Genomic DNA, 12366 nt, shown 5'->3' with positions numbered 1-12366 from the left:
ATCTTATTCTGCCTTTAAGTTGTGGCCCCGTTCGGGCGAGGCAATCGTCACATAACGCTTTACACCAGCCTTTGTTCCCGTTGAACCGGCAGCTTCAAACCCATAGGCAGCAACCCGCCGATACGCTCACGCGTCGACGCGGGCGGATTCAAACGCCAGCATGGCGCGTTTGACCGGCAGCCCCCAGTGATAGCCTCCTAACCCCCCGGATTTGCGCAGGGCGCGATGGCAGGGGATCAGCCAGCTGATCGGGTTACGCCCCACCGCCGTGCCCACGGCGCGGACCGCTTTGGGCGTGCCGATGGTCTGGGCGATTTCGGAATAGGTGGTCACATGGCCCGACGGGATCGCCAGCAAAGCCTGCCACACCTTGATCTGGAAGGGCGCGCCGATCAGATACATCGGGGCCTTGTCCGTCCCGTCTCCCTGTAGGCCAAAGGCAATCTGCACCCAGTCGCGCAGTACCGCCGGATCCTCGCGGAATGTCGCCCCCGGCCAGCGGCGGCACAGATCCTCCATCGCCGCATCGGTGCCCATCTCGGCCGAGAACGCCAATCCGCAGATCCCCCGTGGCGTGCCCATAACCAGTGCCGGGCCAAAGGGGCTGTCGAACCACCCCCACGAGATCACAAGCCCGTCCCCCTTGCGGGCGAAATCGCCGGGGCTCATGGCTTCCCACCGCAGGAACATGTCGTGCAGCCGGCCAGAGCCGGACAACCCCAGCTCGTGCGCCGTGTCGAGCGTGGTAAAGCGGTCGCGCAGCAGTGATTTGGCGTGATCCAGCATCAGATATTGCTGATAGCGTTTCGGCGACACCCCCACCCACTGCGAGAAGAGCCGCTGGAAATGCGCCGGGCTCATCCCCATTTCGCCCGCGATCTGATCCAGCGCCAGCGGGTCGGCGGCGGCATCGATCAGATCAATCGCCCGCCGCATCACACCGTAGTGATAGGCGCTGCCGTCTGCGGTGGCGGCATCTTCGGGGGCGGTGGTTTGGGGCGTGTGCTGTGGTACATGTGTCATAGGGCCAGACTACGGCAGGCCCCGCCCCCGCGCGACCCGAAACATGCGCCAAATGACGCAGCCCCCTGCCGCAGCGACGCCCGTAAAATCCGCCGCGCGCGGCTTGCCCTGAGAGGCGAAACCACGCATACCCTTGGCGCATGGCCAAAACCCTTGATTATCACACGATCCGCGAGATTTTCACCCGCTTTCAGGACGCCGAGGCGGAACCGAAAGGCGAGCTGGATCACACCAACGTCTATACGTTGCTGGTCGCTGTCGCGCTGAGCGCGCAGGCCACGGATGCGGGGGTAAACAAGGCCACCAAATCCCTGTTCGAGATCGTCGAGCACCCGCAGCAGATGCTGGACCTCGGGCTGGAAGGGCTGACCGAACATATCAAGACGATCGGCCTGTTCCGCCAGAAGGCCAAGAACGTGATGAAGCTGAGCCAGATTCTGGTGGATGACTATGACGGGGTCGTGCCCAACAGCCGCGCGGCGCTGCAATCGTTGCCCGGCGTGGGCCGCAAGACGGCGAATGTTGTGCTGAACATGTGGTGGCATTATCCGGCGCAGGCGGTGGACACGCATATCTTTCGCGTCGGCAATCGCACACGCATCGCCCCCGGCAAAACCGTCGATGCAGTAGAACGCGCGATCGAGGATAATATCCCAGTTGATTTCCAACACCATGCCCACCACTGGATGATCCTGCACGGGCGATACCATTGCAAAGCACGCAAACCCCTATGCAGAACCTGCATCATCCGTGACCTTTGCCCCTATGAGGAAAAAACCGAATGACCCAATACGAAGTGGTTGGCATCGGCAACGCTGTTGTCGATGTGATCTCGCATGCGGATGACGCGTTTCTGCAAGATAACGGCATCGAAAAAGGCATTATGCAGCTGATCGAGCGGGACCGCGCGGAAAACCTGTATGCGACAATGCAAGACCGTCTGCAGACCCCCGGCGGGTCGGTCGCCAATACCATTGCGGGCATCGGCGCGCTTGGCTTGCCCACGGCCTTTATCGGGCGGGTGAATGACGATGATCTGGGTCAATTCTATGCCAAAGCAATGACCGACATCGGCATAGATTTTGTCAACGCGCCTGTGACCGGGGGCGAGAACCCGACCTCGCGCTGCATGATCTTTGTGACCCCGGATGGGGAACGCTCTTTGAACACCTATCTTGGGATCTCTACTGGGCTTACCTCGGACGACGTTCCGCAGGCGGTGGCCTCCGGGGCCAAGCTGATGTTCCTCGAAGGCTACCTTTTTGACCACGACGCCGGCAAAACCGCCTTCCGCGAAGCGGCGCGCGCGGCGACGGCGGGCGGCGGCATGGCGGGGATCGCGATTTCCGACCCCTTCTGCGTGGAACGCCACCGGGATGACTTCCTCGCGCTGATCGAAAACGATCTGGGCTATGTCATCGGCAACGAAGCCGAGATCCGCGCCCTGTGGGAAACCGACGATCTGGAAGACGCGCTGACCCGCACCGCGGCGATCTGTGACACGGTCGTCTGCACCCGTTCCGGCGACGGCGTGACGCTGATCCGCAAGGGCGAACGCGTCGACGTGCCCGTGACCAAGGTGACCCCCGTGGATGCCACAGGTGCCGGCGATCAATTCGCGGCGGGGTTCCTCTATGGCATGGCCACGGGTCGCGACCTCGAGACATGCGGCAAGATGGGCAACATCTGTGCGGCCGAGGTGATCAGCCACATTGGCCCGCGCCCGCAGACCTCGATGATGGAGCTGTTCAAGGAAAAAGGGCTGGTCTGATGCTGACCGACGGATATCACGACGTACCGCTTGGCAAACTGGCGATGGTTGTCACACATCTTGAGATGCGCGAGGCCGCCCCCCTGCGGGATGTCCCCGCCCCCGAGGGCGTGACCCTGCGCGCGTTGACCCCAACACTGGACTGGTACCGTGATATCTTTCGGCGGGTCGGACAGGATTGGCTGTGGTTCGGACGGCTCACAAAAACCGACGCCGAATTGCAGGCGCTGTTGTCGGATGCGGACACGCAGTTTTTCACGCTGACCAAAGACGGTCGCGACGAGGCGCTGCTCGAGCTTAAGTTCACGGCTGATGGCACGTGCGAGCTGGCCTATTTCGGACTGACGCCCGCGCTGATCGGGTCGGGTGCCGGGCGCTACCTGATGAACCACGCGATCCGCACGGCTTGGGCGCGGCCGATCTCGCGGTTTCATCTACATACCTGCACGCTCGACAGTCCGCAGGCGCTGTCCTTTTACATCCGCAGCGGGTTTACCCCGTTCAAGCGGCAGGTCGAGGTCGCGGATGATCCGCGGCTGATCGATCTGTTGGACAAGGACGCAGGGGCGCATGTGCCGACCATCGGCTAGCGCCCCCGTGGCTCACCCCATCCGTTCAGAGGCGTAAGACCCCGGCGAGGCGGGGAAGACCACCGTCTTGTTGCCATTCACAAACACGCGCCGGTGGATATGCGCGTGAATGGCCCGCGCCAATACCTGACTTTCGACATCCCGCCCGAGCGAGACATAGTCTTCGGCGGATTGCGCATGGGTGACGCGCACGATGTCCTGTTCGATGATTGGCCCTTCATCCAGATCGGCGGTCACATAATGCGATGTCGCCCCGATCAGCTTGACCCCGCGCTGGAACGCTTGCTTATACGGGTTCGCCCCCTTGAAGCTGGGCAGGAACGAATGGTGGATATTGATGATCCGTCCCGACATCGTCTGGCACATCTCGTCCGACAGGATCTGCATGTAGCGCGCCAGCACAATCAACTCGGCCCCCGCGTCTTCGACCACAGCCATGATCCGCGCCTCGGCGTCGGCTTTGTTTTCCGGCGTGACCTTGATGCAGTGGAACGGAATGTCGTTGTTCACGACGACCTTTTGATAGTCCATATGGTTGGACACCACCGCGACAATATCGATCGGCAACGCGCCGATACGCCAGCGGTACAGCAAATCGTTCAGACAATGCCCGAAGCGCGAAACCATGATGACGACCTTCATCTTCACCGCTTCGTCGTGGAACTCATAGGCCATGTCAAAGGGCCGCGCCGCATCGGCAAAACCGTCTGACAGGGTCGCCAGATCAACCTCGGCTTCACTTTCAAAGCTGACGCGCATGAAGAAACCGCCGGTTTCCTTATCGTCGAACTGGGCACTGTCCGAGATGTTGCAGCCTTGATCGGCCAGGTAATTCGCAATTGCCGCAACAACCCCGCGCGCAGAGGGGCAGGTCACGGTCAGGGCATATGTCTTCATCGGGATTTTTCCTGTGGCAAAGCGGTCCGACGTCGCGCGCCGATAGCCACCTGTTTCCTATCCGCCCCCGCCCCGTCAAGTTCGCGACGGCCGAAAAAGACACACGACGCCCGCGCGGCCGGTCAAATCAGCACTATCGGTTTCCGATCATGCACATTGGCCCATATCCGCTACGCAATCGGGCAGACGGTGAACGCGGGCCGCCCCTTTGTCAGGCGTCGGCGAAATGCTCGACAAAGGCGTTGACCACAGCGGTATAGACCTCGCGCTTGAACGGGACGATGTTGTCGACCAGTTCGCGCACCGGCAACCAGCGCCAGTCCGAGAATTCGGGGTGTTCGGTGTCCAGGTTGATCTCGTCATCCGACCCGTGAAAGCGCAGCAGGAACCACTTCTGCTCTTGCCCGCGGAACCGGCCTTTCCAGATGTTGGGCACCAGTTCGATCGGTAGATCATAGGGCAACCAGCCCTCGGTCTGTGCCACCACGGTGACAGAGCTTGGGGGGATGCCTGTCTCTTCCTCCAGCTCGCGCAGGGCGGCGACTTCGGCGTGTTCGCCCTTTTCGACGCCGCCTTGCGGCATCTGCCATGCGTCCTGATCCCGGTCCCGACGTTGCCCGACAAACACATGCCCGTCGGCGTTGACCAGCATGACCCCGACACAGGGGCGATAGGGCAGTCGGGCGATTTCTTCTGGCGTCATATCGGGGGCCTTTCGCGGCAAGAGAAGTCATACCGGCGTTAGCACGAATCCCGCGTCCATGTATATTGGCTTACGCAGCGTTGTGCGTGACAGAACCGCAGGCTTGGGGTGAACTGCCGCACAGAACGGTCCAGTACCCTACATTCAGCCCTCGAAAGGTTTGCCAAATGTCCGACTATCCGCACCTGCTTGCCCCGCTTGATCTGGGGTTCACGACGTTGAAGAACCGCGTGTTGATGGGGTCTATGCACACCGGGCTCGAGGAAACACAGGACTGGAACCGCGTCGCCGAATTCTACGCCACCCGCGCGCGTGGCGACGTGGGTCTGATGGTGACAGGTGGCATCGGGCCGAACCCCGAAGGGTCGGTCGCCCATGGTGCCGCGATGATGCTATCGCAAAAGGACGTGGACAACCACAGCATCGTCACCGACCGCGTGCACGAGGCAGGCGGCAAGATCGCGATGCAGATCCTGCACGCGGGGCGCTATGCCTTCAGCCCCGATTGCGTCGCCCCCTCGGCGATCAAATCCCCCATCTCGATGTTCGCCCCGAAAGAACTGGACGCGGAAGGCATCGAAAAGCAGATCAGCGATATCGCCGCCTGCGCCCTGCGTGCCAAACAAGCAGGCTATGACGGGGTAGAGGTGATGGGCTCCGAAGGGTACTTCTTGAACCAGTTCCTCGTCACCCACACCAACAAACGGACCGACGAATGGGGCGGGTCGTACGAGAACCGCATGAGGCTGCCAGTCGAGGTCGTGCGCCGCGTGCGCGAGGCCGTCGGCCCCGATTTCATCCTCATCTACCGTTTGTCGATGATCGACCTGATCCCCAACGGCTCTACCTTTGAAGAGGTCGTGCAGCTTGCCAAGGCGGTAGAGGCCGCAGGGGCCACGATCATCAATACCGGCATCGGCTGGCACGAGGCGCGCATCCCGACGATCCAGACCTCGGTGCCGCGCGCGGCCTTTGCATGGGTCACGAAAAAGCTGATGGGTCAGGTGAACATCCCGCTGATCACCTCCAACCGGATCAACACGCCCGAGGTCGCCGAAGAGGTGCTGGTGGACGGCTGCGCCGACATGGTGTCGATGGCGCGTCCCATGCTGGCCGATGCCGATTTTGTCGCCAAGGCCGCCGCCGGAAAATCGGCCGAGATCGCGCCCTGTATCGCCTGCAACCAAGCCTGTCTGGACCATACTTTTGGTGGCAAAATCTCGAGCTGTCTGGTCAACCCGCGCGCCTGCTACGAGACTGAACTGCGCGTCGATCCTGTTGACGCGGCCAAGACAATCGCCGTGGTGGGCGCGGGCCCTGCGGGGCTCTCTGCCGCCATCACCGCGGCAGAGCGCGGCCATAAGGTCACCGTCTTTGACCGCGCAGCCGAGATCGGCGGCCAGTTGAACCTTGCCAAGCAGGTCGCCGGCAAAGAGGAGTTCTGGGGCCTCGTCGATTGGTATCGGGCGATGGTCAAGAAATACGACGTCACCGTGAAGCTGAACACCGAAGTCTCGGCCAATGACCTGGGCGCGTATGACAAGGTGATTATCGCCACCGGCGTTATTCCCCGCGACCCGCAAATCCCCGGTCAGGACGCGGGCAATGTGGTCAGCTATATCGACATCCTGAACGGCACCGTCACCGCTGGTCAGCGCGTCGCTGTCATCGGCGCGGGCGGCATCGGTTTCGATGTGTCTGAACATCTGGTGCATGACGGGGACAGCACCACCACCAACCTGCCCGAATGGATGAAGGAATGGGGCGTCACCGACCCCGCCGATCACCGCTCTGGCCTCGCGCCCGAAGGTCCGCAGCCGCACGCCCCCGCGCGCGAAGTGACCATGCTGCAGCGCAAGACCACCAAGGTCGGCAAGGGCTTGGGCAAGACGACCGGCTGGATCCACCGCGCGTCCCTGACCATGAAGAACGTGCAGATGATCGCGAGCGTCAACTACGAGAAGATCGACGCAGAGGGCCTGCACATCAGCTTTGGCGAAGCGCGTGAAAAGCCGCAGGTGATCGCGGCGGATACGATCGTGCTTTGTGCCGGTCAACTGTCGGACCGGTCGCTAGCCGACGCGCTAGAGGTCAAGGGCATCCCGTGCCATGTTATCGGCGGCGCGGATGTCGCGGCTGAACTGGATGCGAAACGCGCGATTGACCAAGGCACCCGTCTGGCCGCTGCGCTGTAAGGTATGTCGACCAAAACGGGGCAGGCTGTCGTGGCCTGCCCCGTCTTTCGCCCGCGCCACAAGGGCAGCACATCTTGCGCCTCCGCGCCGGTCTGTCAAAATACCCGGATCAATAGATGTTTCAGGGTGTGGCCATGCCGATTTGCGTTTTCGATATCTTTGCCGATGGCACGACCCAAGTGCCCACCGACACGCATCTTACGGGGCCGGGCATCTACCGCTGGTGGCACTTTGATCTGGCCGACCCGATGCTTGAACCCTGGGTCCGCGAACACCTGCATGAAATCCCCGCCGGATCGCTGATCCAGAAACAGACCCGCCCGCGCTGTGACCGCTTTGAAGGCGGGCTGATCCTGAACCTGCGCGGCATCAATATGAACGAGGGGCAGGATGCCGATGAAATGGTATCGGTACGGATGTATGTGGATTCCGACCTGCTGATCACCGTGCGCCGCAAGAAGGTCTTTGCCATAGACGCCATCCGCCGCGAGGCCGAAGCGCAAAAGGCCCCTCCCAGCCCTGCCGAGTTCCTCGAAGCGCTCGTGGGTCGCCTGACCCTGCGGGTGCAGGAACACGTTGCAACGCTGGATGAACAGGCGGAGTTCTTCGAGGATGATCTAGAGGACAAGAACACCCCGATGCCCCATGAGCTGCCCGAAATCCGGCGCAGCGTGATCCGGCTGCGGCGCTATCTTGACCCCCAACGCGAGGCACTGGCCAAGCTGGCCGCCTTTGATATTCCACTGATCCCCGACGAAAGCCAGCTTGAGCTGCGCGAGCAGGCCAACAGCGCGCTGATCGCGGTAGAAGAACTGGACGAGCTGCGCGACCGGCTGGTGTCGGTTCAGGAAGAGCACGACGCCAATATCGCGCAGCGCCAAGCGCGCCACGGCTATGTGCTGTCGGTCGCCGCGGCGATCTTTCTGCCGCTGGGGTTTCTGACCGGTCTGTTCGGCGTCAACGTCGCCGGGATGCCGGGGGTGGACCATCCTTGGGCGTTTACCATCCTCTGTCTCGGCATGGCGGGGCTGGCGCTGCTTATGTTTCTGGTCCTGAAACTGGTCCGCTGGATTTAGCCACAGCACGGCGCGCCCTGTTTCCCCGCCGCGAACGATCCCTATAAATACCTCTCCACTGTCTCACCGCTGCCGTGATCCTGCCTGATTTGGCCCCCATACCCTTTCCAGACGCAGATGATGAAAGGGGACGGGTATGGACCGCCTGACAGAGATGGAAGCATTCGCCACGGTCGTGGACCAGGGTGGCTTTACCGATGCGGCCAAGAAGATGGGTATCTCCAAATCCGCCGTATCCAAACACGTATCCTCGCTTGAAGCGCGGCTTGGGGCGCGGTTGCTGAACCGCACGACCCGCCGTGTCAGCCCGACAGAGATCGGGCTTGCCTATTACGACCGTGCCCGCCGCGTGCTGAATGACGCGGGCGAAGCCGATGCGCTTGTGACCTCTATGCAATCCGCGCCCTCTGGCCTTTTGCGGATCTCGGTCGCGACGGACTTTGGGGTGAACCATCTGTCACCCGCACTATCCGAATTCCTCGCCGATTTCCCCGACATCACCGTCAATATGGTGCTGAACAACCGCTACGTCGAACTGATCAGCGAAGGTTTCGACATGGCCGTCCGTATCGGAGAGCTGGAAGACAGCACACTGCGGGCCCGCAAGCTGACCGAGACGACCAAACGCATGATCGCCTCCCCCGCCTATTTCGAGAAATACGGCCGCCCCGAAAAGATCGACGATCTGAACGATCACAAGCTGCTGCATTATTCCAACCAGTCCAGCGGCAATATGTGGAAGCTGACCTCGCCGTCGGGCGAAAAGCGTCAGGTGCGCACCGCTGGTTGGCTGTCGGTGAATGACGGGCAATCGCTGCTGAACGCCGCCATTTCTGGCCTTGGCATCGCCTACCTGCCGAGCTTTCTGTATGCCGACGCGATGGAGAAAGGGCTGGTCGAAGACGCAATCCCCGATCTCCCGCTTGAGACCCAAGGCATCTACGCCGTCTATCCTCCGGGCCGGTTCACCCAGCCCAAGGTGCGCGCCTTCATTGATTTTCTAGCCCATACCTTTGCCGAAAAAGGTCCAACGGACTGGTAACACGAGATCACCAACTGCCCTCGGTGAACTGAGCCCACATGTGGCTGCCCCCGCTCCCTTTTCAGGGATGCGGGGATTTTTCTGTTCGGGGTCAGGGCGCGGGTAAAAGCACGGCCTCGACCCGTCGATTGGCGTCGCGCCCCGCTTTGGTCTGGTTGGACGCGATTGGCGACAGATAGCCCATGCCCTGCGCCTCGATCCTGTCGCCTGCGATGCCATGCGCCGTAATCAGCCGCCGCCGCACCGCCGCCGCGCGGCTTCGCGACAGGGCAATATTGTTTTGCAGCCCGCCGACGCTATCGGTGTGGCCCACCAGAACAATCCGCAGATCAGGCTGGTCTTTCAGCACCGCCGCCAGATTGACCAGCGCATCAAACTCCCCCTGCCCCAAGGCCGCGGTGCCGGAGCCGAAATCAAGCGCAGCCAGCACCACATGGCCGGTATTCTGCAACGCCGCAGCCATCTCGGACTGGCTTTGTGCGGGGGCATCGGGGGCCAAGGTCTGGGTGTCTTCCGCCACCTCCGGCACCGATGGGCTGGACGCTTGGCCCTGCGCATCCGCCTCGACGATCTGCAGATAGGCAGAGGTATCGGTTGTGCTAACCAGAAGGGTCACAACTGCATTCGGCGATTGCAGCGACCCTTTGACGGCGGTGACAAACTGGTACTGACGCAGATCGACATACATGTTCGGCGCGGGCAATGTTTCGATCGCAAAGCGGAAATCGAAACCGCCGCAGACCTCGGCGCTGCAATCCAGCACGATCCTGTAGCCCGCGTCCTCTAGCTGCGTGCGCAGGGGCCGCATGATCTGCAAAGGAGACAGTCCCGGCGCATCAAGCCGCCACGCAGAGCGCGCGATGGACCCTTCGATCTTGACGCTGGCAAAGCCGCCGTCCTCAAAGGCAGAGGTCGGGGCAAGATAGCTGTCAGGGTCGGTATCGCGCGTCACGGTCTGCCGCGCCGCAGCGGGCAACGACAGATCCAGCGCATGGGCCGTGCCCGCCAGTAAAAGCCAGATCAGCCCGGCACGCCAGATGATCATCTGAACTGCGCGTGGTAAGCGTCGTTCGGTTTCATTTCGGTCGCACTGGCGACGCGGTTGGTCATGTTGAAGAACCCTGTGACCGATGCGATGTCAAAGATATCGCGGTCGGAAAAGCCCACATCGCGCAGCGCCTGACGGTCCGCCTCGGTGGTTTTGGCGCTGGCGACGGTCAGGTGTTCGGCAAAGGCCAGCATCGCGGTTTGCCGCGCGTCCAGATCGGCGACGCGCCAGTTCATCACCATCTGTTCCCCAAGGATCGGATTGCCCGACAGTTGCCGCACAGCCGCGCCATGGGCCGTCAGACAATAGTAGCATTTGTTCACGGAGGACACGACGACCGCGATCATCTCGCGTTCCAGCTTTGAAAGGTTCGACGCGTCCAGCATCAGGTCGTTGTACATCGCGGTAAAGGCGTTCAGCTTGTCGATGTCAAAGGCATAGGCCTGTAGCACATTCGGCACCATCCCCAGCTTCTCCTGACAGACATCAAAGTATTTCTGCGTGTCCTCGGGCAGCGGATCGACCATCGGCAGGTTCAGGGCAGTGGGGGCATCATGCGCCATGGGGCGGCTCCTTTAGTCAGGGGATTGACGGTAATGATAGTGCCCTACCAGATCAAAGCCCAGACCCTGATACAGGCGGTTCGCGGCCGCGTTCGCCTTTGTGCAAAGAACCGCCACCTGCGTCGCCCCCTGCGCCTGCGCCCAGAAACCGGCGCTTCGCATCAGCCATTTCGCCACACCCTGCCCGCGCTGGTGTTCCAGCACCTCGACCGCATGGACCATGCATACGCCATCATGCAGCGCGGCAAAGGCGACGCCACCGGGCATCTCGTTCCAGCGAGCGGGTCAGGATCGCGGTTTTGGTCGCGGCGCGGTGCATCACGTTGATCCGTTCAGGGCCCACGCCGCCCTTGGCCCAAATCTCTGTCATGATGGCCAGCGGCTCCCATATCTGGAAAGCGGTCACCCGCGGCATCGGCACATCGGTCAGCTTGCCGACCGGTGCGATATAGACATTCACCGGATCGACGATGTCATACCCGCGCGCGGCCAGTTCTGTATCCAGCGTGTCGTCGCCGTCGCGGATCATGAAGATTGGGCGCTGGTCCATGGCGTGCATCGCGGCCTCGGCCTGACCGATATCCGCATTGGGTTCGGCCATCGTCGCGGCAGAGACGCGTTTGCCCCCGCCCTGCCCGTCCCGCAGAGTCCAGCCGGTTTCGGTCCAGATTTTCGCGGCGGGCCATGTGTGGTCGATGACCTGATAAAGCTGCGCCAGATCGGTCACGGGAACACCTGCGCGAGCTTTGCCATCGCCGCGTCGACCTCGGCCTGATCATTGCCCCGGATCACGATATGCGCGCCGTATTTGCCGTCTTTCTGGAAGGGGTAGGACCCGATAGAGAGGTTGGGATAGCTATGCGCCAACTCTCCCAACGGTCCGGCGATGTCGCCCTCTCCGCGTTCGATGCGATGGGTGGCGCTGATCAGGGGGGCCCCACCGGTCAGGGTTGGCAGAACGCTGGCGACCATTGCCTCGAACACGGCGGGGACACCGGCCATGACATAGACGTTTTCCAGCTTGAACCCCGGTGCCGCCGACACGGGATTGTCGATCAGCGTGGCATCATCGGGGATACGCGCCATGCGCAGACGGGCGGTGTTCAGCTCTGTCGCGCTTTTGGCGTAGTGGTCGGCTAGAATGCCGCGGGCATCCTCGCGCACGTCGATATGCTTGTTGAACGCAGCGGCGATGCAATCGGCGGTGATGTCATCATGGGTCGGCCCGATACCGCCACTGGTGAACACGCTGTCATAGACGCGCGACAGTTCCTGCACCGCGGCAATGATCGTGCCGTTTTCATCCCCCACCACACGGACTTCTTTTAGGTCGATCCCGACGCTGGTCAACTGCCCCGCCAAATGGTGCATGTTTGAATCGCGGGTGCGCCCCGACAGGATCTCATCGCCGATGACGATCATCGCAGCAGTGGGGTTGGGCATGGCTGTCTCCTTGAG

The 12366-nt window shown here is 61.9% G+C and carries 12 protein-coding genes and 1 pseudogene; 6 read left to right on the top strand and 7 right to left on the bottom strand.

The annotated features are described in order from the left end of the window. Window positions 1–126 precede the first annotated feature (126 nt). Window positions 127–1023: a bifunctional helix-turn-helix domain-containing protein/methylated-DNA--[protein]-cysteine S-methyltransferase gene (locus AB1495_RS07175; RefSeq protein ID WP_074636133.1), complete on the bottom strand. Its 897-nt coding sequence runs from the start codon at window positions 1021–1023 to the stop codon at window positions 127–129. A gap of 140 nt (window positions 1024–1163) precedes the next feature. Between AB1495_RS07175 and nth the strand changes: the two genes are divergently transcribed. Genes nth through AB1495_RS07160 form a run of 3 tightly spaced genes read left to right on the top strand, consistent with a single transcriptional unit; the run spans window position 1164 to window position 3384 of the window. After that, a complete protein-coding gene (nth, locus tag AB1495_RS07170) occupies window positions 1164–1808 on the top strand; it encodes an endonuclease III (RefSeq protein WP_005851129.1) in 645 nt (214 codons plus the stop codon). Further along, on the top strand, window positions 1805–2794 hold the full coding sequence (locus AB1495_RS07165) for an adenosine kinase (RefSeq protein ID WP_074636135.1): 990 nt from the start codon (window positions 1805–1807) through the stop codon (window positions 2792–2794). Before nth ends, AB1495_RS07165 begins: the two co-directional genes overlap by 4 nt. Next, window positions 2794–3384, top strand: a complete 591-nt coding sequence (locus AB1495_RS07160) for a GNAT family N-acetyltransferase (RefSeq protein ID WP_037964746.1) — start codon at window positions 2794–2796, stop codon at window positions 3382–3384. The genes AB1495_RS07165 and AB1495_RS07160 overlap by 1 nt, the downstream gene beginning before the upstream one ends. A gap of 12 nt (window positions 3385–3396) precedes the next feature. On the opposite strand, the gene purU is transcribed toward AB1495_RS07160, so the two are convergent. Beyond that, window positions 3397–4281 (bottom strand): formyltetrahydrofolate deformylase, encoded by an 885-nt coding sequence (gene purU / locus AB1495_RS07155; protein ID WP_074636137.1) that lies wholly within the window; start codon window positions 4279–4281, stop codon window positions 3397–3399. Between the two features lie 211 nt (window positions 4282–4492). Beyond that, complete coding sequence (locus AB1495_RS07150) at window positions 4493–4984, bottom strand: RNA pyrophosphohydrolase (RefSeq protein WP_005851121.1); 492 nt, start codon at window positions 4982–4984, stop codon at window positions 4493–4495. Window positions 4985–5151: 167 nt separating this feature from the next. On the opposite strand from AB1495_RS07150, the gene AB1495_RS07145 reads away from it, so the two are divergent. The 3 genes from AB1495_RS07145 (at window position 5152) to AB1495_RS07135 (ending at window position 9297) form a co-directional block, all read left to right on the top strand. Further along, the gene (locus tag AB1495_RS07145; protein ID WP_074636139.1) at window positions 5152–7179 is read left to right on the top strand and encodes an NADPH-dependent 2,4-dienoyl-CoA reductase; all 2028 of its coding nucleotides are present in this window, start codon (window positions 5152–5154) and stop codon (window positions 7177–7179) included. 116 nt (window positions 7180–7295) lie between these two features. Next, entirely contained in the window at window positions 7296–8255 is a 960-nt protein-coding gene (locus AB1495_RS07140) for a zinc transporter ZntB (protein WP_107277665.1), read from the top strand. Between the two features lie 136 nt (window positions 8256–8391). Then, window positions 8392–9297, top strand: coding sequence for a LysR family transcriptional regulator (locus tag AB1495_RS07135; RefSeq protein ID WP_005851116.1), 906 nt, complete (start codon window positions 8392–8394; stop codon window positions 9295–9297). 91 nt (window positions 9298–9388) lie between these two features. Here the strand turns inward: AB1495_RS07135 and AB1495_RS07130 are convergent, their stop codons facing one another. From AB1495_RS07130 to AB1495_RS07115, 4 genes and pseudogenes are all read right to left on the bottom strand, one after another. Beyond that, window positions 9389–10342 (bottom strand): OmpA family protein, encoded by a 954-nt coding sequence (locus AB1495_RS07130; protein ID WP_074636142.1) that lies wholly within the window; start codon window positions 10340–10342, stop codon window positions 9389–9391. Beyond that, on the bottom strand, window positions 10339–10908 hold the full coding sequence (locus AB1495_RS07125; RefSeq protein WP_074636144.1) for a peroxidase-related enzyme: 570 nt from the start codon (window positions 10906–10908) through the stop codon (window positions 10339–10341). Before AB1495_RS07125 ends, AB1495_RS07130 begins: the two co-directional genes overlap by 4 nt. A gap of 12 nt (window positions 10909–10920) precedes the next feature. After that, a pseudogene (locus AB1495_RS07120) lies at window positions 10921–11635 on the bottom strand (GNAT family N-acetyltransferase). After that, window positions 11632–12351: a molybdopterin-binding protein gene (locus tag AB1495_RS07115; RefSeq protein WP_037954089.1), complete on the bottom strand. Its 720-nt coding sequence runs from the start codon at window positions 12349–12351 to the stop codon at window positions 11632–11634. Before AB1495_RS07115 ends, AB1495_RS07120 begins: the two are co-directional and overlap by 4 nt. Between the last annotated feature and the right edge of the window lie 15 nt (window positions 12352–12366).

The organism is Sulfitobacter pontiacus (genome assembly GCF_040790665.1).
Lineage (GTDB): Bacteria > Pseudomonadota > Alphaproteobacteria > Rhodobacterales > Rhodobacteraceae > Sulfitobacter > Sulfitobacter pontiacus.
The sequence above is the reverse complement of the archived record's forward strand: the minus strand, read 5'-3'. Positions and strand labels throughout refer to the sequence as shown.